The 21,864-nt window shown below is 32.9% G+C and carries 26 protein-coding genes and 1 tRNA gene; 17 read left to right on the top strand and 10 right to left on the bottom strand.

All coding sequences use genetic code 11. The annotated features are described in order from the left end of the window. Window positions 1-38 precede the first annotated feature (38 nt). The 3 genes from pth to Q4Q34_RS08690 all read right to left on the bottom strand — a co-directional run bounded on the left by pth (window position 39) and on the right by Q4Q34_RS08690 (window position 2,390). Window positions 39-605, bottom strand: coding sequence for an aminoacyl-tRNA hydrolase (pth, locus tag Q4Q34_RS08700; RefSeq protein ID WP_408611542.1), 567 nt, complete (start codon window positions 603-605; stop codon window positions 39-41). Window positions 606-744: 139 nt separating this feature from the next. Then, window positions 745-1,380 (bottom strand): 50S ribosomal protein L25/general stress protein Ctc, encoded by a 636-nt coding sequence (locus Q4Q34_RS08695; RefSeq protein ID WP_303316872.1) that lies wholly within the window; start codon window positions 1,378-1,380, stop codon window positions 745-747. Window positions 1,381-1,448: 68 nt separating this feature from the next. Beyond that, on the bottom strand, window positions 1,449-2,390 hold the full coding sequence (locus tag Q4Q34_RS08690; RefSeq protein WP_303316871.1) for a ribose-phosphate pyrophosphokinase: 942 nt from the start codon (window positions 2,388-2,390) through the stop codon (window positions 1,449-1,451). A gap of 207 nt (window positions 2,391-2,597) precedes the next feature. Here Q4Q34_RS08690 and Q4Q34_RS08685 point away from each other — a divergent pair, with 207 nt between their 5' ends. The 3 genes from Q4Q34_RS08685 to Q4Q34_RS08675 all read left to right on the top strand — a co-directional run bounded on the left by Q4Q34_RS08685 (window position 2,598) and on the right by Q4Q34_RS08675 (window position 3,608). Next, window positions 2,598-2,843 carry a GIY-YIG nuclease family protein gene (locus Q4Q34_RS08685; RefSeq protein ID WP_303316870.1) on the top strand — a complete coding sequence of 82 codons (246 nt, stop codon included), beginning with the start codon at window positions 2,598-2,600 and terminating at the stop codon, window positions 2,841-2,843. A 28-nt stretch (window positions 2,844-2,871) separates the two neighbouring features. Then, window positions 2,872-2,956: transfer RNA gene (locus tag Q4Q34_RS08680), tRNA-Leu, on the top strand. 109 nt (window positions 2,957-3,065) lie between these two features. Next, window positions 3,066-3,608 carry a hypothetical protein gene (locus tag Q4Q34_RS08675; RefSeq protein ID WP_303316869.1) on the top strand — a complete coding sequence of 181 codons (543 nt, stop codon included), beginning with the start codon at window positions 3,066-3,068 and terminating at the stop codon, window positions 3,606-3,608. Window positions 3,609-3,672: 64 nt separating this feature from the next. On the opposite strand, the gene Q4Q34_RS08670 is transcribed toward Q4Q34_RS08675, so the two are convergent. Beyond that, the gene (locus Q4Q34_RS08670; RefSeq protein ID WP_330444600.1) at window positions 3,673-3,972 is read right to left on the bottom strand and encodes a helix-turn-helix domain-containing protein; all 300 of its coding nucleotides are present in this window, start codon (window positions 3,970-3,972) and stop codon (window positions 3,673-3,675) included. Window positions 3,973-4,254: 282 nt separating this feature from the next. Between Q4Q34_RS08670 and Q4Q34_RS08665 the strand changes: the two genes are divergently transcribed. The 3 genes from Q4Q34_RS08665 to Q4Q34_RS08655 all read left to right on the top strand — a co-directional run bounded on the left by Q4Q34_RS08665 (window position 4,255) and on the right by Q4Q34_RS08655 (window position 6,352). Next, complete coding sequence (locus tag Q4Q34_RS08665) at window positions 4,255-4,524, top strand: hypothetical protein (RefSeq protein ID WP_303316867.1); 270 nt, start codon at window positions 4,255-4,257, stop codon at window positions 4,522-4,524. Between the two features lie 78 nt (window positions 4,525-4,602). Then, a complete protein-coding gene (locus tag Q4Q34_RS08660) occupies window positions 4,603-4,803 on the top strand; it encodes a hypothetical protein (protein ID WP_303316866.1) in 201 nt (66 codons plus the stop codon). A gap of 232 nt (window positions 4,804-5,035) precedes the next feature. After that, window positions 5,036-6,352 carry a site-specific integrase gene (locus Q4Q34_RS08655; RefSeq protein WP_303316865.1) on the top strand — a complete coding sequence of 439 codons (1,317 nt, stop codon included), beginning with the start codon at window positions 5,036-5,038 and terminating at the stop codon, window positions 6,350-6,352. Between the two features lie 9 nt (window positions 6,353-6,361). Here Q4Q34_RS08655 and Q4Q34_RS08650 read toward each other — a convergent pair whose 3' ends face one another. Continuing rightward, entirely contained in the window at window positions 6,362-6,718 is a 357-nt protein-coding gene (locus Q4Q34_RS08650) for a hypothetical protein (RefSeq protein ID WP_330444599.1), read from the bottom strand. 438 nt (window positions 6,719-7,156) lie between these two features. Between Q4Q34_RS08650 and Q4Q34_RS08645 the strand changes: the two genes are divergently transcribed. From Q4Q34_RS08645 to Q4Q34_RS08635, 3 genes are all read left to right on the top strand, one after another. Continuing rightward, the gene (locus tag Q4Q34_RS08645; protein WP_303316863.1) at window positions 7,157-8,821 is read left to right on the top strand and encodes a hypothetical protein; all 1,665 of its coding nucleotides are present in this window, start codon (window positions 7,157-7,159) and stop codon (window positions 8,819-8,821) included. Between the two features lie 81 nt (window positions 8,822-8,902). Then, window positions 8,903-9,100 (top strand): hypothetical protein, encoded by a 198-nt coding sequence (locus tag Q4Q34_RS08640; RefSeq protein ID WP_303316862.1) that lies wholly within the window; start codon window positions 8,903-8,905, stop codon window positions 9,098-9,100. Window positions 9,101-9,117: 17 nt separating this feature from the next. Beyond that, window positions 9,118-9,465 (top strand): hypothetical protein, encoded by a 348-nt coding sequence (locus tag Q4Q34_RS08635; protein WP_303316861.1) that lies wholly within the window; start codon window positions 9,118-9,120, stop codon window positions 9,463-9,465. Window positions 9,466-9,474: 9 nt separating this feature from the next. Here the strand turns inward: Q4Q34_RS08635 and Q4Q34_RS08630 are convergent, their stop codons facing one another. From Q4Q34_RS08630 to mobF, 3 genes are all read right to left on the bottom strand, one after another. Beyond that, window positions 9,475-9,885, bottom strand: a complete 411-nt coding sequence (locus Q4Q34_RS08630; protein ID WP_303316860.1) for a hypothetical protein — start codon at window positions 9,883-9,885, stop codon at window positions 9,475-9,477. Further along, window positions 9,882-10,346 carry a hypothetical protein gene (locus Q4Q34_RS08625; RefSeq protein WP_303316859.1) on the bottom strand — a complete coding sequence of 155 codons (465 nt, stop codon included), beginning with the start codon at window positions 10,344-10,346 and terminating at the stop codon, window positions 9,882-9,884. Before Q4Q34_RS08625 ends, Q4Q34_RS08630 begins: the two co-directional genes overlap by 4 nt. Window positions 10,347-10,499: 153 nt before the next feature. After that, window positions 10,500-13,196 (bottom strand): MobF family relaxase, encoded by a 2,697-nt coding sequence (gene mobF, locus Q4Q34_RS08620; RefSeq protein ID WP_303316858.1) that lies wholly within the window; start codon window positions 13,194-13,196, stop codon window positions 10,500-10,502. A gap of 330 nt (window positions 13,197-13,526) precedes the next feature. On the opposite strand from mobF, the gene Q4Q34_RS08615 reads away from it, so the two are divergent. From Q4Q34_RS08615 to Q4Q34_RS08585, 7 genes are all read left to right on the top strand, one after another. Then, window positions 13,527-13,736: a hypothetical protein gene (locus tag Q4Q34_RS08615; protein WP_303316857.1), complete on the top strand. Its 210-nt coding sequence runs from the start codon at window positions 13,527-13,529 to the stop codon at window positions 13,734-13,736. Between the two features lie 46 nt (window positions 13,737-13,782). Beyond that, the gene (locus Q4Q34_RS08610; RefSeq protein ID WP_303316856.1) at window positions 13,783-14,145 is read left to right on the top strand and encodes a DUF3768 domain-containing protein; all 363 of its coding nucleotides are present in this window, start codon (window positions 13,783-13,785) and stop codon (window positions 14,143-14,145) included. A 229-nt stretch (window positions 14,146-14,374) separates the two neighbouring features. Then, window positions 14,375-15,187: a DNA adenine methylase gene (locus Q4Q34_RS08605; RefSeq protein WP_303316855.1), complete on the top strand. Its 813-nt coding sequence runs from the start codon at window positions 14,375-14,377 to the stop codon at window positions 15,185-15,187. Window positions 15,188-15,619: 432 nt separating this feature from the next. Continuing rightward, window positions 15,620-16,300 carry a response regulator transcription factor gene (locus tag Q4Q34_RS08600; protein ID WP_303316854.1) on the top strand — a complete coding sequence of 227 codons (681 nt, stop codon included), beginning with the start codon at window positions 15,620-15,622 and terminating at the stop codon, window positions 16,298-16,300. Between the two features lie 73 nt (window positions 16,301-16,373). Continuing rightward, entirely contained in the window at window positions 16,374-17,015 is a 642-nt protein-coding gene (locus tag Q4Q34_RS08595; RefSeq protein ID WP_303316853.1) for a hypothetical protein, read from the top strand. 142 nt (window positions 17,016-17,157) lie between these two features. Beyond that, window positions 17,158-18,573 (top strand): type IV secretory system conjugative DNA transfer family protein, encoded by a 1,416-nt coding sequence (locus Q4Q34_RS08590; protein WP_303316852.1) that lies wholly within the window; start codon window positions 17,158-17,160, stop codon window positions 18,571-18,573. Next, the gene (locus Q4Q34_RS08585) at window positions 18,570-19,496 is read left to right on the top strand and encodes a hypothetical protein (protein WP_303316851.1); all 927 of its coding nucleotides are present in this window, start codon (window positions 18,570-18,572) and stop codon (window positions 19,494-19,496) included. Before Q4Q34_RS08590 ends, Q4Q34_RS08585 begins: the two co-directional genes overlap by 4 nt. A 4-nt stretch (window positions 19,497-19,500) precedes the next feature. On the opposite strand, the gene Q4Q34_RS08580 is transcribed toward Q4Q34_RS08585, so the two are convergent. Continuing rightward, window positions 19,501-19,842, bottom strand: a complete 342-nt coding sequence (locus Q4Q34_RS08580) for a hypothetical protein (RefSeq protein ID WP_303316850.1) — start codon at window positions 19,840-19,842, stop codon at window positions 19,501-19,503. A gap of 20 nt (window positions 19,843-19,862) precedes the next feature. Between Q4Q34_RS08580 and Q4Q34_RS08575 the strand changes: the two genes are divergently transcribed. Continuing rightward, window positions 19,863-20,468, top strand: coding sequence for a hypothetical protein (locus Q4Q34_RS08575; RefSeq protein ID WP_303316849.1), 606 nt, complete (start codon window positions 19,863-19,865; stop codon window positions 20,466-20,468). A 73-nt stretch (window positions 20,469-20,541) separates the two neighbouring features. On the opposite strand, the gene Q4Q34_RS08570 is transcribed toward Q4Q34_RS08575, so the two are convergent. Beyond that, on the bottom strand, window positions 20,542-21,861 hold the full coding sequence (locus tag Q4Q34_RS08570) for a hypothetical protein (RefSeq protein WP_303316848.1): 1,320 nt from the start codon (window positions 21,859-21,861) through the stop codon (window positions 20,542-20,544). Window positions 21,862-21,864 lie beyond the last annotated feature (3 nt).

The following is a 21,864-nucleotide window of genomic DNA, read 5'->3' as shown; positions in this document are numbered from 1 at the left end:
TCATTTTCATTCAGAATGACACTTTATAAACATCTTTTTTACTTACCATTAAAAGTATTCATAGTAATATTCATTCCTGCTAAAACAAAGGATTTTATAAGCTCAACTGATTTATCTAAACGTTCATTAAGCTTGTCTAATTCTTCTTGATTCCATTCTCCCAAAACATAATCAATTTGTCTTCCTTTAGAGAAAGCATCACTAATTCCAAATCTATAGCGGTTGTATTTAGTTGTATTTAATTTCTCTTGTATGTCCTTCAACCCATTATGTCCTCCATCACTTCCTTTTGCTTTCAATCGAATACTCCCAAAGGGCAGATTTAAATCATCTGTAATTACTAATACGTTTTCTAAAGGAATTTTTTCTTTTGTTAACCAGTATAATATCGCTTTACCACTTAAATTCATATAGGTATTAGGTTTTAAAAAAATAAACGTTCTCCCTTTTAATTTATACGTAGTAATGTCTCCTAATTTTTGAGTTTCGAAAGTTAATGCTTCTTTTTTAGCAAAATAGTCTAATATTTTAAACCCTATATTGTGGCGTGTATTTGCGTATTTCTCACCAATATTTCCTAAACCTACTATTAAATACTTCTTCATTATATCTTGTTCTTCTTTTTCCTTTTTTCTCTTAAATAGTCTGAGCAAAAACCGATACATCCTTAATTATATTTCTGTAAAAATAAAAAAGCATCCTGAATAATACAGAATGCTTTTAATATTTAAAGTTAAGAATAATCTATTCTTGAGCTGCTGGTGCTGCTTCTGCTCCTTCAGCTGCTGGTGCTTCTGCACCTTCTTCTTCTTCATCCTCTTCATCTTCAACCGCCACTCTAGAAGTCTTAATTTGACATACTACAGTGTTGTCTGTATGTAAAAAGGAATATTTGTCATTTAATAAATCTCCTACTGCAACTTTATCTCCAATTTTTAAAGGTGTAATATCTATCTCAATAAAATCTGGTAAGTTCACTGGAAGTGCTTTAATACGTAACTTTCTATTGTTTCTTCTTAGAACACCACCATTTTTAACACCTCTTGAATTCCCTACAAGTTGAACTGGAATATTTAAAGCAATTTCTTTATCTTCAAATAATTGATAGAAATCTATATGTAAAATTCTATCTGTAACTGGGTGGAATTGAATATCTTGAAGTACTGCATTAAAAGTTTCTCCATTATCTAAAGCAATCACAACTGTATGCGCATTTGGTGTGTATACAAGTTTAGAGAATGCTAATTCTGCTGCTGCGAAATGAACTGGCTTATCTCCTCCGTATAATACGCAAGGAACCTGACCAGCATTACGTAAGGCTTTTGTCGCTTTTTTGCCCACGCTTTCTCTTTGAGATCCGTTGATTGTAATTGATTTCATTTTTCTATTTATATATTAATTAATAATTATTCTTATCTAGCACTCCTAACCTTGAGGGTTGGGAGGGATTACATTACAAATTTTGAACTAATAGATTGGTTGTTGTGAACTTTATTCATAACCTCTGCAAACAAGTCTGCACAACTTAACACTCTAATTTTATCATTGTCTTGCGATAATGGTATAGAATCTGTTACTATCAATTCTTCTAATTTTGAATTTTCTAAATTTTCATAAGCTTTTCCAGATAGTATAGGGTGCGTACAAATAGCTCTAACACTTAACGCGCCACGCTCCATCATTAAATCTGCAGCTTTTGTTAAAGTACCGGCTGTATCAACCATATCGTCAACTAATACTACATTTTTACCTGTAACGTCTCCAATTAATTCCATATGCGAAATTATATTTGCCTTGGCACGTTGCTTGTAACAAATAACTACATCACTTCCTAATGCTTTAGAATAAGCATAAGCTCTTTTTGATCCTCCCATATCTGGAGAAGCAATTGTTAAATTATCTAAATTCAAACTTTTTAAATAAGGCAGAAAAATAGTAGATGCAAATAAATGATCTACAGGTCTTTCAAAAAAGCCTTGTATTTGATCGGCGTGTAAATCCATCGTGATAATACGAGTCGCTCCTGCTGCTTCTAACATTTTGGCAACCAATTTTGCTGCAATTGGTACACGAGGTTTATCTTTCCTATCTTGTCTTGCCCATCCAAAATATGGTAATACCGCTGTAATATGTCTTGCTGAAGCTCGCTTAGCGGCATCTATCATCAATAACATCTCCATCAAGTTTTCCGGACCTGGATTTGTTGAACCAATAATGAAAATTCTAGTTCCACGAATAGATTCTTCATACGACGGTTGAAACTCTCCATCACTGTAAGTAGAAGTAATGACATTACCTAAATCTGCTCCAAACGCCTTAGCTATTTTTTCACCAAGAACTTTACTTTGTGTACATGCAAAAATTTTAGCTTCGGTCTTTACAATTGGCATAGTTAACTTGTTGTTTTGCAGCACCAATACAGCGCCTTATTTTAAACGAGGTGCAAATTTATACATTTATTTTAACCTAAAAAGTATATTGACTAGTATTTTTATGTTTAATATCGAAAAAATCTATACTTTTGTTCTCCGAAATGCTCAAGTGGCAGAATTGGTAGACCTGTCTGCCAACAGGCAGGCGCGCTGAAATTTTGAAAGATGTATTATGTTTATGCTATTTCAAGTTTGTCAAGGAATTATATTTATGTAGGAATGACTATTAATATTCCTAATAGATTAGAAAGACATAATCAGGGTCGTGAGAAAACAACTAGAGCATATTGTCCTTTTAAGCTAATATATTCTGAAACATTGGATACCAGAGTTGAAGCTAGAAAAAGAGAGAAATATTGGAAATCTGGAGTCGAGAAAGAAAAGCTTCGTATAATTAGAGATAATTTGTAATTTTGAATTGTCTTTTTAGTTTATTAATGCTCAAGTGGCGGAATTGGTAGACGCGCTGGATTCAAAATCCAGTTCTTTCGAGAGTGTGGGTTCGATTCCCACCTTGAGTACCAAAGGCTTTAACAGAAATGTTGAAGCCTTTTTTATTTCACAGGTACAACATAGGTACAACAAACTAACTTTTTAAAATATTAAATTAGCATTAAGTTTTATTCCGATACTATGAATGCAAATAACAAGAAAAAAGAACTACCTAAAGAAACAATTACTAAACTAAATTCGTTTAGTATCGAAGAAGCTAGAGGGTTTACAATCGAACGATTGTATGAGATTGAGATTATTATTGACGATATAATCTTAAATTTTTTTAAATCTAAAAATTCATGGGAGTTTAAAAAAATAATTCTAAATGGTAATATTTTAGATTTTGGAAAAAAAATAAAAATCCTAAGTGGACTTGAAATCATTAATAACAAGTTGGCTGACAAACTCAGACGTATAAGTTCTATCAGGAATAGCTGTGCTCATGCTGAAATCAATATCGTACATGAATTAAAAATCTTTTCAGATGATGCTAGTAAAGAAGAACGTGAAGCCAATTATTCAAAAAAACGATTAGATGTAATGAAGTCAAATGGAAAAATTGAAGAAAAATTATTAATTGAATTATTAATCGAATTCTCTCAATTTTATATTGAGCTTAAAGATAATCTGTTTTCAATTAGGTTTAAACAAAGTTCTAATCAAACGTTTGAAAACGATTAAAGATAAAAAGAGGTCACTTTTAACATGGATGCCAGCGACCTCTTTCCTTAAATCTGTGAGTGTCTTAACTAGCGAGCTTAATCTTCTTTTCCGGAACAGCAAACAAATTGTCATTTACAGGTGTTTCACATACACAAGAATTATCATTAGCTAATTGTTTTTGAAGCTGACTCATCAAACTTTGTGTTTCAACCTCTTGCGGAACAATAGCCAATCTGCTTTTCAACGCATCCGCCCAACAATAAAGATGAAACCCCGTTGGAGTTCTGACCCCACATTCCCAATGACTGACTAATCGGTCTGCAACACCTAATGTATGGTTTAAATCGTCTTGGGTAATACCTAAGCTATGACGTTGTTTCACAAGCTGTTTAACAACATCCTGCAAGAAGTCAGTCCTTATTTTATGGGGGTAATTAAATTTTATGTGCATTTTTTATCCTTTTTGTTTATGAGTTATCGTGTATCCATAAGTCGTAAGCCCGAGAACCTATACTGGCAGACACAATATTTCCATATTAAAATGAGTGTTTTGTTTTTTTAAACACATATGACCACAAAGCATAAAAAAATCAGCCAGTACCTCATATTAAAAAGACCCTCTATACCCCCTTTCCAAACTTAACCAGAAAAGGAAATCTGACTAATGAAGACCATTAATAATAACGGTGTAGTTCTTATTGACCCAGATCAAGAAAAGGAGGTTGTTATCGGATTGCTACTAGAAATAAATGCTTTTGCATCTATTAAAATGGCAGAACTAGCAACAACTCTTGATAAAACGACCCAATACAGAGAAAGGAAAGCTGGTCGTTTTCCTAAACTTCATCCTTTGACCCATCATGGTCGTAGGAAAGCCTATAAGATACAGGACTTGAAAACTTGGCTTGAATGTCCGTTAAACTATAAATCTTAAAAAAGAAGGATAGGGCGTTTGATAAAAACCAAACGCCCTATTTATAAGAAAAGAAACTCGATGAAAGAAATGGTCTTCATGAAAAGAAAAAAACTAAACAAAGATGATATTACAATGGAACTTCTACAAGAAGCGAGTTTAATAATGGCAGAAATTGTTCAAAAATATGGAGATATCTATTTGCCAATCTTTATTAGAATTTTAAAAGAAATTGAAAAAGAAAAAAGCAATCAATCTTATAAAGAAATTGCTTTACAAATGCTCAATAATAAGACATAATCTTAATCATTGATTGGCAGTCAAAATGGTAACCACGCTGTCAACCAAAAAATGACCTGATAGATTTTAAAAATGATTTAATTGTTTTCTATCAATGACTTAGGTCGAGAGTAAAATTCTATCCGAATCCCATCCTCTCCTCCATTTACATATCAAATATATGTCAGTAAGCCATTGTAAATAATTATCATATTATCTCATCAGGTTTCATGAAGTGTAAAACTTCGTGATTTTGTCAACCAAAGTGGTAACCAGAACGGAAACCAAGATGATTTATTTACTCAATCGTAACGGCTGGTATTTTTATGACCGCCGTGTTCCTCAACGTTATTCGATGTTTGATCCGAGGTGTCGGGTAAGAGAGTCTCTGAATACTCAATGTAAGAAGACAGCAATAAAGAAAGCCGTTGCGGCTAATAATAATATGGAAGGGTATTGGAATAGCCTTGTTCAAAATAATGAACAACACAGCCCTCTAAAATTTAAACAATTAATGATGACTGCACGACAATTAGGATTTACTTATCATCCAACGAACAAAATTGCTGAATTATCATTATTACAGCTTATAGAGCGTGTTTTAACCGCTAAAGGTTATATCAATAAGGAAATAAACGTTAAGGCTGTCCTTGGCACAGAAAAACAACAAGAAACAATTCAACTATCAGAAGCTTTGAAAAGGTTTTGGGACTATTCCAAACCAAGTCTCTTAAACAAAAATCGTGACCAACAACGTAAATGGAAAAACCCACGTAAAAAAGCGGTCAATAACTTTATCAAATATGTTGGCAATAAAAATATTTCTGATATCACTAATCTTGACCTCATCAAGTTTCGTGATGGATGGTTAGAACGAATGAAGAAAGATAATATCAAAGCCGATACGGTCAATAAGGATTTTACGCACCTTAAAGGGGTTTTAGAAACGGTCAGTACTCATGAACAGCTTGATTTGAATATTGAGAATATTTTTAAGAAAATTCATATTAAGGAAACTGATAAACAAACTCGAAAAGCTTACTCAACAGAGTTTATTAAAGAGAAAATCTTAAACCATGAAACTTTAAAAACTTTGGATGAAGAAGCAAAGAACATTCTTTATGTCTGTGTTAATACAGGCGCAAGACCTATTGAAATTGTGAATTTGGTAAAAGAAGATATTATTTTGGATGAACCGATTCCATATATTCATATTCGACCGAGACAAGGATATTCACTTAAAACCAAAGAGAGTGAACGGAAATTACCCTTGGCTGGAATAGCTTTAGAGGCTTTCAAGTCTTATCCCAATGGATTTATTAAATATCGTGGTAGTTCTGAAAAAACATCCGCCAATATCAATAATTGGCTTTCAAAAAACAACTTAAGACCGACACAAAAGCATAGTCTTTATTCACTACGCCATAGCTTTCAAGATAGGTTAACAGCACTAGATGTTAAGGATAGAGTTCAATGTCAATTGATGGGACACAAGTTTAATCGTTCTTTATATGGAGGTGGGGCTACATTGGAGCATTTATATGATATAATGAAGGAAGTTAGTTTATAACAATAGTTATTACCCAAAAATTCCTGTCCAAATAATAAAGCTAATCAGTAAAGAAAAGATTGCTGATATATGCATTGGCATAAAAATTAGCGTTGGCCTATCTGAAAAATCACATTTTAATAATGAAAATAATTGATTAACCCTATATCCAATTCCTCTGTTTTTTTCATCTTCCCATGTAAAATGTAATTTATAAGCAAGTGACTCAAACAATCGACCTACTATAAACAGGAAAGGCGCTAATATTAAAAAGAACCTAGGGGTGAATAAATCTTCTAAAGCTCCATCTAAACTTTCTCCCATTATCAAAGTAGTTAACATGCTAGATATTAAAAGGACAATTACTCCTGCTCCCGACCAAATCATAATTTTTGAAATTTTATATGATAAATATAAGAAAATTCTGGTTATTGTTTGTAATCAGTAGGTCGTTGGTTCAAGTCCGACAACCGGCACCACTTAACTCTAAGGTTTTAGCTTTTACAACTCTTATTAACACTCAAATGGTCTAACATTTGGTCTAAGTTTAACACAAAATTGTTGAAATGTGAATCGATTTTTAAAAATTATTATATTTCCTGTTAAAGTTTGATTCGTACATAATTAAAATATTTATGATACACATTATGTTTGAGTTTTCGCTTATATTAACCTACTTCCAAATCGTCTAATCATTATTTTTTTGTGCTATTTTCCCATACATTAGGACAGATTTTTTTTATTAAAAATAATATGTATATTTGAGATTTCCTCATCTTTTTTACTAGCATCATCTCAATAACTAATTTATGAAGCAAAAATTACATGTTAGAAAATTCACACGAAGCAATACGCCCCGAAGTATTTCCTTTTAATCCTAGTAAACCAGAAAAATTAATATCTACAATAATAAATTGCAATAAAAAAGTAACAAAAGAAAAGATAAAATCAGAAAGAATATTTAAATACATTTTAAAGTATTTTAATTATGAATTCTTTGACAAAAAAGAGAATTTATTAGACAACTGTAAAGCATATACATGTGTATTAGAACAAAAATATGTTAGTCAATCATATTTAACAGATTATTCTCATTATTATACTACAAGTTTTAGCGAAATTTCAAAATTTACTTCTAGAATTCATTTTTTTCATTCAAAATTTAATGAAGAGGAATTTGATGAATATGCAATTCTTAATAAGGATAGTAAGAATTATAAAGGTCAACAAATATGGGAAAGTTATTTGGGATATATGACTATTAGACCCTTAGGCGGTTCTCCTTTTGGAACAATTTTATTTAAAACTTACCCATATATAGAAAATTTTAGAAGTAGGTATTATAATTCTATTTTAGAAGATTTTAGATTTGATGTTTTTGGAGAACAAATAAGAATATCGTCTTTACCATTTCAACAACAAGATAAAGCTGTTGGTGCGTGTGCTACGTTTGCAATATGGTGTTGTTATCATAAATTACAGCAATTATATAAAACTAAATTACTTTCTCCTTATGAAATAACAAAGAAAGCTGGCATATCACAAATTCACTCAGAAAGTATGTTTCCAACTGTTGGTTTAGATGGCTACCAAGTAGTCTCAATTTTTGAAGAATCTAATTTGAGAACAGAGACATTTTCATTTGAGGATAAACAATTAAACCCAAGTCTACTTAAAGAGATTATTTATGCGTATAATAAATGTGGTATCCCAATTTTATTAGGGTATGAATTTGATGATGCCTCTGACAATTATGATGGACATCACATTGTTGCTATTGTGGGATACCGTCTAAATCAACCTTCAGTTAACACTAATACTAATTCATTAAAAAAAATATGTTCAAAGCTTATAAAAACTAAAGAAAAAAAGAAAGAAATAGGCCTTGTCGCACATGATATAATGAGGTTTTATACTCATAATGATGAATTAGGTCCTTATTCTAAGGTCGATTTTGACATGCAAAATAATAATACATGCAAAATAAGAACCTTTCAATTAGATGGAGAAAGCCCAATAATTGCAAGACCAACTGCTTTATGGATTCCACTAGACCATACGATAAAAGTAAAATATGAAAACGTCCTAGCGGCGATTAAAAGCTTTGACAAATTTTTATTAAAATTCATGACTGATACTGATTTTTTAAAATGGGACATTCGTTTGTGTCTTGCAGTTGATTATAAACAAGAATTTAGCAACTCAGATTCAAGTGATAATATTTTTATGAATAATTTAAAAAGAAAAATCAGATATACTAGCTTTCCAAAATATATATGGATAGCAACATTAACCGAAGTAGATGAAAATAATGATGAATACCCTAGTATTGATGTTATTTATGATGCTAGTTCCTTACCAAATGAAAATTGTATTTTTCAAATTAATTGTTTTAATGAAGAATTGCATAGAAATATAAAAAATAATTCAAATCTTTCAGAGGAAACTGATAAAAATCCAAACGTAAAAAATTACCCGAACTATGTGTAAATCAACGAATAAAGTAAAAAAAACTTGTATTTTTGTAACAATTAGACTACTTTCGACGTTATTACTATTTAGAGAAAGAAAATGAAAAAAAAATTCAATCAAAAAAAATATGGAGAAACACGTTCTTTAAGAATTAAAGATGCTTCTTTAAGTAAAGAAGAATATGGGGCTCTTATGAAAGAATGTGAAGAAAATTCTATAGCAGTTATAAATAAATTTCAGAAAATTAGACCTACTCACAAAAATATGAGTATAATTTATGCGTCTAAAATTTCCTAATATTAATTAGCTCCTTTATGGCATATAGTCTTTTTGATTATTTAATATTTTACTGTGTTTTTATCGTTCTTTTGGTTAATTTTATAACTAAATTTTGGAAAACTGTTAATCCTCTTTATTTAACAGGTCCGTTATCTTTTATTATTTATTTTGGAGTTAATTATCAAGACGCAAGTAATTTTGAGTCATACCTAATGCTTGCATTTAATTCTTTAACAATTTTTGCAGGAATAGTTGGAATATCTAAACTTTTTGAACCCAAATCTGATAAAGAGAAAAAAGAAATGATTAGCCCTGAAAGGAAGTACAAAGGTTTATCTACCAGTAATAGTGAAAAAAGACCTTTCTTTTACAAATGGTTTTAGTTACATTAATTAATCCTCCTCCTTTTTCCAAGTTAATTTAACATCCGTTACAAAGGCTTTGTCTTCTGCCACCATATCAAGGTATCGTTCATCATTGACTTTAATGGATTTGACAGAAAGATTTATTAACGCATCATAGAGCTTATCTAAATAATAACCCTTTATTGTTATTAAATGTGTGGCGAAAAATATTTTGATATATCGCTCGTTTTTTTCAGCTTCTTCATCTTTTCCAATCCACGCCGTCATATAATGAGCGTAGGCAAAATTTTGCCGTGTCCCATCTTTCAAGATAAAATCAATGGTACGTGTCTCTCCTATTTCGAAAACCGTTATATCGTTTGGGTCTTTCTCGACTTCCTTTTTTTCTTGCCCATTTTTGGCAATTTCTAAACTCTTAAATTTATAATTCTGACTCATACTTTATTTGCTTTAGGCCATTTAACATAAATATCTTCAATATTTCTATTACACAAGTTCTCTAAAATTTGAAGTTTAGTACTCTTTTGAGTCTTATTGATACTTTCATCATTCTTCACAGATGGAAGTTGTTTCGAATACATAAATATATATTTAGCATATGCTTCAATTAATTCTGGGTTGTTATTTCCTCTAAAATAATACCTATTGATCAATACAAGTGAAACAACTAGAAAGGCAGAAATTATAGGAACAATGCCCATGTCGAACATTGTCAAAACATCTGGTTTTGCTATTGAGACAGATATAAGAACAAATGAGGTTAAGCCAATGATAATAGCAATCATATCAATAATGCGTTGAATATTTCTTAGCTTTTGCATTATGTCTGTTAAAATTTTGCCTATCCTATTACATTCTTGTGCTAAATCAGTGATATGTTTTAAGTTTTCATTACTCATATTTTCATGTTATAAGTTTTTGTTTTTATTGTCAAATTTATTCGAGTTATAATTTGGGCTCATATTTTATCATTTTGATATCAAGATGCGGGCTTTGGAATTGATTGCACTGTTTGTGTTGTTCCATCAATCCAAGCCCGCTTTCTTTTTTTCTTATAATTCTGGTTCAATGTCTATGGTTTTTACTGGTTCAACTACTTTGTTTATTTCTTTTGTCGTTTCTATTGTTTTTGCAAACTTTGGCTTAATCAGTTCTGTTGCGCCCTGCCTGTCTCCACGTTTTTTAATATGGGTTAAAAGTTCTTCGGCATCGTCAGTATAGATGGAGACATTTTCGCGCCCTCTTGAAACCGAAACATAAAACTGTTTCTCATTCGAGGCAGGAAATGTTGAGGCTGGTTGCGAAATTATCACATTGTCAACCGTCTTACCTTGTGAACTATATGAGGTAATCGCATAGGCATAATCATAATTGCTATGGGATTTGTCTAAAACAAAATCACTTTTGCGCTTAGCTGAATGTTTAACCGCTTTTATATCGCCGTTCTTTGTAAAACCGTTTACGGTTAAAATCGTACTGTTATTAATTCGCTTTTTATTCTTATCAAACCCGTTTTTATTGATGCGGATTTCATCGCCTTTGCTTAATGGAATTTTCCTAGAGGAATACACATCATAATCCTTTGCTCTATGAATAGGTAAGATATGTTTCTGCCCTTGATTGTCTTTAATAGTGACTAGATTACCAACAATACTATCAACATGCAAAACTGCCCCTTTTTTAATCCTTGGAAAATTTTGATGAGTTTGAATAACCTGACCTTCACGATAGGAACGAATATCTTCTTTTTGAGCAACACTTAAATAGTAGTTGTCAAAAACCGTAAAGCGTTTTTCTCGTTTACCGATGAGTTTGCTTTCCCTCAATCCCTCTCTTATCGTTATATTAATTTCTTTGGCTTGTTCATTTGTTGGCGTAATGACGAGGGCAGATTTTTTGGATTTCCGAGCCGTTAAATAATCACCAACCAATCGTTCTTTTATTCGGGTTGGTTCACATTGTTTAATCGACCCTCTATTTTGCAAGGTTTCAAAACCGCTTTTAATATTACCATTACTAATTGCTTTAACCGCTTGTTTGTAACCGGCTTCTTTCTGGCGGTAAATCGTTTCCATGGACACTTGACGTATTTTACCAACCTCTTGCAATAACCGCATGGCATCACCACGCATAACGGCGGTATGCTGTCTCGGGTCTCCAGAAAGGATAACCCGAGCTTGGGACTCTTTGGCAAGTGAGAGAATATTTGCCATATCTTGCGATCCCAACATACCTGCTTCATCAATCCAAATGACTTGTCCCTTAATTTGTTGTTGCAATTCTTTATCCATTAAAAGCCGTGCAACCGTATCGGCTTGTACAAATCCCTCGCGTCGAAGAACATCACGAGACGCTTCAGCTGTTGGCGCAAAGAGAAAAACATTTTTGCCTGTTTTTTCTATCTGTGGAACAATTTCTTTTAGCAATGTGGTTTTTCCAGTTCCAGCCGCACCGCGTATCATTGTCACGCGGTCTTGCGATGTCATCACATGATTCATTACCAAACGCTGTTCATCATTCAACTTAGAAAAAATCGATGGCTTAAAATTCGCTTTTAGTGGACGAAGCTTGCCGACCCCATCACGAGCAAGCTCAATCATCCGTCTTTCTTCAGCATGGACTAATTTTGTTGTGCAAAGCCGTTGGCTACCAACCTCAATTTTAAAAACTGTATCGTTCTTTTCTAAAGCGGTGTCTATCTCATCAAGGCTAATCTCTTTATTATCGATGGCATATTTATAGCCCTCGGCTAAAATCTGCCGATCTCTTTTAACCGAATTACGAGTAAACACATGGTTGATGGCATGGTCAATTGATTGTGTTGCCGAATGACTTTTATTGGTGGTCTTAATTTCTTCTGGTGTTTTATCATCAATACCGTTTTCATGAAGTTGGTCACGCCACTTATCTTGCAATTGTGGCATGGTTAAGTTTTTCTGTTTTTTCGCCCTGGTCTTTGCGCCAAGTTGGTCAAGTTTTTTTTGATCCGTAATACCCTTTTCTTTCGCGACTTGCCCGATTAAATTAGTCCGCTTAGAAAAATGGTCAATCGCCTTTTGTGGAATAACAGCCAATTCAAAACCGTTCTTGGTTTTGCGGATACCATAGCCCACATCCGACAGCTTATCAGCAAGCCGTTTTTGAAACCGTGCTTGGTAATAGGGCATATCGCGTTTGATATTGTGAAACTGCCCTGCCTTATATTTGCCCTCAACCTCATCATAGGTGACATTAAACGTAAAGCAATGAGCATGTAAATGCGGATCTGGTGGCTTACCTTCAACGGGACGAGCCGTCTGATGGACAAAGTTTGCCCAAAGGAGTTCCTTTGTTTCACGGTCAGTATTTTGTCCGTCCGTGCGTACCCTGACTTGCATATCTTCTTGCATTTCAAGCATGGTCTCATGGACACTTTGCTCAAAAGCTGGCAATACGCGTTTTTCCTCTCCGAGTGCATGAAGAATTGAAACCGATTTAGGACAATGAAAACTTATGTCATAGCCAACACGACGGTTATCGACTGTTCTTGGAGTAAGTGAGCCACCTTCTTTTGGATTGATGTTGTCACATAGTTTTTCAAATGTTTCTTTATCAACCGTTTTGCCTTCCAATCCTAAACGCTTGGCTATCCTACCATTGAACTGACCGTTAACCTCTTGGTCTTCTAAATAGTAATCCGCCTTAGATAAAGCATCTTTAAAATAATCTTTGGCTTGCGCCGATGTTGAACTTTGAAACATTCGTATCATAGACCCTCTTACTTTAATTGAAAAAGGGCTATGTCTATGTGTCTTTCTAAAACCATCCTACTGGCAGATTTTGAAAGCTCTTAGGGAAGATCGAAAATACAAAAATATTCTGACAGGCTTATCTTTCTTTTTTATTTGTCTTACATCTGCCAGTACAAGCTTTATCTCCTTTGCCGTATTGGTGCATCAGATGATTTAAAAAGCGATAACAGCAATGTTTTGATTTGTCTATCAGTGACCCACACAAACACTGAGGTCATGGACAAATCAAAACCTCCATTACTGTTAATACGCCTCATCATCTGATTAACAAACAAAGGAGATTTAAAGATGACTGACAATACAAAACAAACTCAGAAAAAAGGTAAAAGACCTACGCATACAGTTTTTGTAGAAACCCGCATTCATGGTAAGCCCCACAACATTAAAATAGGAGCTGCATGGAAGCACTCAAAGGGTGATGGCTTTAACATCTCACTCAATAATATGGTGGTTTTCGAAAACAAAGCCAAAGATGAAACTCCAAATACTCAATCATAACCCAAAGGGAGCCGAAGCTCCCTTTTCTCATATAAGGAGAAATTAAATGACAACTAGCTCAAAAATAATTGCAAAGCAAAATGATATGTTTCGGCAAAATCTTGGAAAACTAATTTTAAAAGTGCAAAAAGTGAAAGGAAAATATGTAACAAGTTCTGGGTTTAAAGAATTAACCGTTGAAAACCAACTTGAAGCAAGGGATAAAATTAGAGGTTTTAATGACTTTAATGAGGATAATGACCCTCATGGAGAACATGACTACGGACGGTTTCAATTGGAGAACAACAAACAAGATATTATTTGGAAAATTGATTACTACGACACCAATTACGAATATGGTAGTGAAGACCCTAGTGATCTTTCTAAAACTCGCCGTGTTCTAACGGTAATGCTAGCATGTGAGTATTAAAATAATAGGAGCATTCGAAAATGGATGCTCCTTTTTCTTTTTCTCCAAAAACATTTCATATGGTTTGTTCGGTAGATGTTAGGGGCTTTTGGTTCGTGCTTTAAATTATGACCTATGCGCTTTTATCCGATGGTGTTTTTAGCCTATATGTCAGTAACCATTTGGGTTTCTATTTTATATAAAAATCATCAAATAGACAATCATTATTTTTGAAAGGAAAACTATATGAATGCCCCTAATACAAAAAAAAACAGATATTGGTTTAAAAACCCCTATAACTTATTACGGAGGAAAACAAAAAATGTTAAAAGAAATACTACCATTAATTCCTGAACATGAAATTTATGTAGAGCCTTTTTTTGGAGGTGGTGCTGTCTATTGGGCTAAACCTCCAAGTAAGATTGAAATCATCAACGATGTAGATGCCAATGTTATAAATTTTTATGAAGTTTTAAAACATGACTTTTTTAAATTACGTGAAAAGATAGAGGGTACGTTACATAGTCGATTGATGTATAAATGTGCAAAGGTTATTTACGAATGCCCATTCTTATTTGACAGGGTAACGAGAGCATGGGCTTTTTGGGTTGTCACTAATCAAGGGTTTGCATCTACTATTGGTTCTTGGGGGTTTAGTAAAAAGAATTCAGCAATTACTGTCAGTAATAAAGTTGAAGCTTTTAAAGAAACCTTAGCTAATAGGTTAAAACATACCCAAATTGAAAATAATAAGGCTCACAAGGTAATATTAAGTCGAGATAGTGAAAAAACCTTTATTTATGCTGACCCACCTTATATTGATACAGATCAAGGACATTATGGCGGTTACGACAGCGAGCGGTATCGAAGGGATTTAGACGCGTTAGCATCAATCAAAGGAAAGTTTTTACTTAGCTCGTACCCTTCCGATATATTGAATGAATATATAAAAAAATATAATTGGTATACTATTTCAATAGATAAAACCCTCAATACGAATAAAAGTAACGGCAAAAGAAAAATGAAAAAAGAAGTATTAACTGCTAACTATCCTATATGGTGAATAGCAATAAATGCTAAAGTTATTGGTATTCTAGTATCTATTGCTTGCGCTTAACACTTAACCCCTAGGCAAAATAAAATTCATTCCTAAGAGAATTACGCTCTTTAAACAATGACTTATTTAGATACCCAAAATTTAGTTTTACAATGCTTGCTTTGTTTATTAATACACTGCTTGCATTGCTTGTAAAATTATTTGTATCAAACTATCAATAAAGCGTAACTTTGAACTTTATACTTGCTCTTACAATCTCAATATAAGGGAAAATCTTGATACCCTACAGTGCTTTTTAATCTAATCCAACAGGGCTAATTTATATCAGACATCTCCCCTAAGCAGTGCTTTCGGTGTTTAGTAATTCTTACCTACAATAAATTACTAATTATTATATATACCTGTATATTAGCCGTAAGAACAATCGTTTATATTTTTATGCATTTTCAAGATTTAGAGAAAGAAATAGATAAATTATCAACTGAAATTGACCACCAATATATCTTTGAAGGAAAAGAAATAAATAGAGATAAATTCTTAAAAATTATTAATGCATCTGATTATTTAATTACACTTCATGACATTGACCTATACCGTCCTCTTTGCATAAACGATAATTTCAAAACTTTTTATGGTTTTAAAAATAATTGGTTTAAAAATATAGATTACCTATATTATTTAAAGACAATACATACTTCTACTTTCCATACTTTATTGGATTCTATTGATTTTTTTAAACAAGGAGGCAAAGGTTACTTAAACCTCAAATATAAATTGTTATTTAAAAAAAAAGAATGGGAAAAAGTATTGGGGACTACTAAAACAGTATATAGGAATGAAAATGACAGACCTGTATATGCCATCACAATTGCCAAGATAGCTCCAGCTATAAAAATTTCATTTAATAGTCCAACTTTAGAAGCAATCAAGTCCTTTACCAATAGAGAGAAAGAAATAATAGATTATCTATGTTTGGGCTTTTCAAAAAAAGAAATAGCCAACCACATATGTATATCCACTTCTACAGTTCAAACACATACAAAAAACATATATAAAAAACTAAAAATTAATAAGGTATCAGAATTAATTAACCTTACTGGAAAATATCCTTTAGATTAAAAAATCCCCTAAAAAGGGTATTTTTTAATCTAAATAGAAGAATTATTTTGGTCATCAATTTAAAACCACCAAAATGAAAAAAATCACTATTATTTTAATCTTCGGATTATTTTTACTTGCAGGATGCGGTTCAATTAATCAATCTAGAAAGGGTGCTGGAATTTCCAGACAACAATTGTACACAACTAAAGACACCAAAACTGGAAAAGTTTTGCCAACATTGTTTTGGTCTCATTATGACGCTACACAAAGAGGTGGAATATATTTAGTAAATGCTGACGGAACTGTAAAAGTTATTTCTGAAAATCCACCTGATGCTGCAATAAATAGTACTATTGACGTTATAGCAAAAGCTAAAATAGGTGATAAAGTAGATGCAGCTGCGAAATTTTCAGCAGTAAAAGCAGTTGCTGAATTAGGTCAAAGAAATGCAGGAAATTATATGATTCGGGATTTAGCTTTTCGAATTGAAGCTTTAAAAAATAATCATGATGGGAAAATTGATGAAGACATCATAAAAATCTATGAAAAACTCATTAAATCAGCAGAAAATATTACAATTACTGATAGCAAAAACAGGATTTATGAATCTAAAGCTAGTGCCTTAAAAGAATTAACTTCTTTGATAAAAATGTCAAAAGACACAGTTTATAAAGACTTAAAACTGGACTCAACCTTTATCAAAAAGATTGGAGAATTTATTGAAAAGGAATAAAAATTACTGGCAACAAAGATGTATATAAAATAGAACAAATTGACAAGATTCTTTAAAATCTTCCATGCTTTCTTTTTCACTTTCAAATAATTTTATACTTTTAAGAAAATTCTTTCACTAAGAATGTTCATACATAAAATATATGTTAGACATTCCTCTTATCGATTGGCAAATTGGTCATCCCTTTACGGTACGTGATGCATGTGAAGGTGTTCTTATTATGGGCGGTCTTGGTAGTGGTAAAACTTCTGGTTCAGGCGCACTCCTAGCAAAAAAATATCTTGAAAATCAGTTTGGCGGATTAGTTCTTACCGCCAAAGAAGATGAGTTAGACCTTTGGAAATCTTATTGCAAAAAGTATGGTAGAGAAGACGACCTTATTATTTTCGGCCATGGATCTGATAAATATTTCAACTTCCTTGACTATGAAAGTAGCCGTCCCGATAAGGGAACTGGTATCACTCATAATATTGCTGACACACTCAAAACAGTTATTAAAGCGGGAGCAAATGATGGACAGGAATCCGATAAAGCTTTTTGGGATGCTTCGTTACAGCAACTCTTAGTTAATGCCGTTGATTTATGCCTTTTAACTGGTGACAATATTCGATTTAAAGATATTTATAAAATCATTCAAACAGCACCTAAAAACAAGAATGAGTTAACAAATGAAACATGGCGTAAAAACTCTTATTGTTTCTTGATGATGCAACACGTCGCAAGCCATTTGAATAAACACCCAAAAACGAAAAAATCTGATGAGCTTGCAAGGCGATTACACATTATTGAGGACTTCTTTTACGGTAATTGGTTATACCTTTCCGAAAAGACCCGAAGTATCGTCGAGCAAATGTTTTTTGGCTTTGGGGATAGGTTTATGCGAGACCCGTTGTATTCACTCTTCAACACAGAAACCAATGTGACTCCAGAAGATACGATTAAAGGCAAAATAATCATTGTCAATCTACCTTATTTGATTTTTGAAAATACTGGACGAGATGGACAAATCTTATTCAAATATATTTGGCAACGTGCCATGCAACGACGACAAATCAAAGAAAGTAGTCGTCCAACATTTTTATGGGTAGATGAGGCACATTATTTTCTCCATGACCATGATATTGACCATCAATCAACGGCAAGAAGTTATCGCGCTTGCACAGTCTACCTCACACAAAACCTCCCTAATTATACACTTCATGCTGGGGGTGGGGATAAAGGCTCATATCGGTTTAAAGCTTTAGCAGGAAATTTAGGCACAAAATTTTTTCATGCTAATTCTGATGTGGAAACTAATGAGTATGCCGCTGACCTCGTTGGAAAAGAGCTAACATGGACAAGTAGCGAAGGCAGAACAATGGGAGAAGATGCAAGTTTTAATGAAGGAAGTTCACAAAGCCTATTGCATATTATCCAACCGTCGGACTTTGCCAGACAAAAAACGGGAGGAGAGCTTAACGGTTTTGATGTTGAAGTCGTCGTCCATAGGCAAGGTATCCCGTTTGCAGTTACAAATAAAAATCACGCGTTACTAATCATAAACCAAAAGAATATATGAGCACAGAAAGTAAGTATTACGAGTACAACCCCGAAAAAAGAAATATTTTTATTGAAGTACATCAAGGGAGAACTAATCTTATTAGGGATTTTATAATGGGACTATTTATGTTTTTTGCTTCACATGCATCGGCAATAGTTGAAGTGTTTTTGAGAAAAAGATTTGGTGAAAGATATATCACTTTAGCCCAATCTATAGGTATTTTTATAGCGTTTATTGTTCTTTATTCCTTTGCAGATGATATATATGGCGGGGTATTAGATAGCTCTTTTACTCTCATTTTTGCATTCATATTTTTAGGAATGTCTATTTACCATCGGTTGGAAATCAGAAAATATGGAACAACTTATGAATTTAAAAGATTTAGTTATTCAGACGGAGAAATTTTTCCTTTTTGGAAGAATATTATAGGCAAAAAAATAGCAGGTTTTAAAATCACTCGGTATCATATTCATGTTTTGTTTGAACCAGCAATTCCATTTTTTGTTGGATTTCTTTTCATGACGACTAACCCATTTACTGGGCTTATTGGTCAAATTATTTTTCTCTGTAGCATTATATATGGGATTAGAAACTTTCATAAAGCGCAACAAGGGCGTAATTGGGTCTTGGATAATATTGATAAAAAAATAACAAGTGAAATGAAATATGATGTCTTTATCGGTCGTAAGCCTAAGCAAGAAACAAAAGGCGTTTATCTACCTATTGAATTACCCGAAGATGAAAATGTTAGAAAAGCTCTCTACGACATCGTTGATGATTCCTTTGAAACAACAAAGAACATTTGGGAAAATGATTATTTAGATGATAAAGAATCGAATGGTGGTGATATTAGTGGTGGCTTTACTAAAGATGGCAGTGGTGTGGGCAATGGTTTAGCTAACAAGGATGGCGGAGGCAGTAGCGGAGGAGGAAACGGGTAATAAATTAGCGTGTATAATTTTCAACTTCTTGCTTATCAACTAAGTGAGCTTGTTCAGGAACATTTCTTAAAATATTCTTTTTAATGACATGGCAAAAATCGTTGATATGAACTTTGATCTGACGTTCGGTTAGTTCATTATTATCAAAACGTTTAAGTGACTTCCGTAAATTAATTTCAAGGGAACAGGAAGCTTTAAGGCTCGGTTCAAAACCAAGATTGTCGCAAACAATTTTACGCACCTTATCAGCATACTCTAAGTTCTCATTTTTATATTCCTTGTAACGATAAGGACATAAAGAATCAAATTTAACAGTCATAATGAACTCCTTTTCATTTGCTATCATAGTAACACAAAATCTATTTTATGACAAGAGAAGATAAACATAAGCAACTTGAAGAGCTAAGAGATTTAGCACGGATAAATGAAAAAACAAGAAGTCTAGTTGAAGAAAGAAATGAGGTTATAGATAAATTAAACCATAACCGCCCATCCGACACATATATCTTAACACCAACCCCTAAACCCAAGGGTGATTTTGAATTACCCAAAAAGAAAAAAGTAAACAAAAATTTCAAAGAATCTTACGAAGATGGTATTCAGAAAACTCGAAATGATTACGACCAGAAAATTTATGATAGTGTAAAAACTTATTTTCAAAATGAAGGTTACTATGAATATCTCGAAGAGGTTGAAGAACTGAACAAAACAGAAGTTGGTATTTTAATGGAAAGTAATGATGGTGCTAATAAGTTAATCGACTACCAAAAAGAAAAGTTAAAAGAACAGGAGAAAGAAACTTCTAATAAAGAACCTATTCAAGAAATTGATGTTGAGAAATCAATAAAGTTGAGCAACGAAGAAAGAGACAAGATAATAGAACACGGCACATCTATTGATTTTGATGAAAATGGAAAAGATATTGAATTAGGAAGAGATAAAGCTCCATCACCTTCAGATGATTTTGAATAAAGAAGCCAGCATATACTGGCTTCTTTATTAAGAAAAACAGTCGGTGAATAATATTGAAATTGAAAACGTATTGTTAATTATTTTCCAATTTAAAACTAATCAAATGATGGTAAAAATCATCTGTAGTATCATGAATATTACCTCTGTCATTTGCATGAGAAAAAGTAACAGCCTCTTTCGAATCTTCGAGCCATATAACATCAGTCAATAGATACTCGTCTTGTCCCAGAGAATCATCCCAATCTATAATACACAAATCCTTAGTTAATCTTATAAATATTGGTGTCTTTTCCCCTTGTGCATACTGAATCGTGCTATGGGCTGACAGAAGCAGGTTTCCATCATTCATTTCAGCCATATTTATACCAATTTGACTACCAAAAAAACCAATAGGTTGTTCGTTAATTAGATTTAGGCTGGCATCTATTTTGACTGCCCATATCTGAGCAAGACCATAATTTTTATTTTCACTTACATCTCCATCGCTACCTTTGGTCGCTCCTGTTATTATGTAATTTCCATCACTTAGTTGTAATATATGATTTGGTCTATCCCATTCGCTTGACCCAAAAGATACTTCTTTTAATACCTCTCCATCTGTTCCTACTTCATTAATTGTAAAATCATGAGAATTAAATGCCACAATAAAATTTCCGTTATTGCCCATTATCATATCCAATGGCTCATGAGCATTACTCAATGGCTTTGCCCATTGCTGTTCACCTGTGTCACTTAATGAAAGAATAAAAGACTTATCGCCAAAACCAAATAGATTTGAATTATAGGGAGCATCACCTACAACAATATATCCGCCACTAGAACTTTCTACGATTGTAGTTGCATAAGCCCCTAAATTCATTTCATCAGTTGTATCAACAGTATATTCCCAAATTAGTTCTCCACTTAGATTTACCTTTACTGCATGAATTTTAGAAACATCTCCATTTCCTATACGACCAACAGCAACATAATTATTATCTGATGCATGTATCACATCATAGAATTTACCTGGTTGTTTTGGGAAAGTCCAAAGGGATTCAAAATTTTGATTCAGGGCATAGAGAGCTAAATTACCATCTTCTGAAAAGCCCGTTTCATCAAAAGTACCGGTGCATACGAACACACCATTATTATGAATGAATTTTTGCGCAAAGTCATTCCCGTTACCTTCTTCAAAAAGATACGAACCAAGCCAATCGGCATCAAATAATTTGTGATTTCTATTATAACCTGTGTTTGTTGGATGACTTACCATTTCTCCTGTGCAGGTTTCCTCTATAATTTCCTCTTCAATACTATCATCTTCGTTAGTGTCATCGCTAGAGCATAGTGCTAATGGCAGTGACATTAAAGTCATAAATAAAAATTTGTAACTAAATAAAAGTGTTTTCATTTT

This window comes from Flavivirga abyssicola, from assembly GCF_030540775.2.
Taxonomy (GTDB): domain Bacteria; phylum Bacteroidota; class Bacteroidia; order Flavobacteriales; family Flavobacteriaceae; genus Flavivirga; species Flavivirga abyssicola.
Note: the sequence above shows the minus strand (reverse complement) of the source record. Positions and strands in the feature narration are given on the sequence as shown.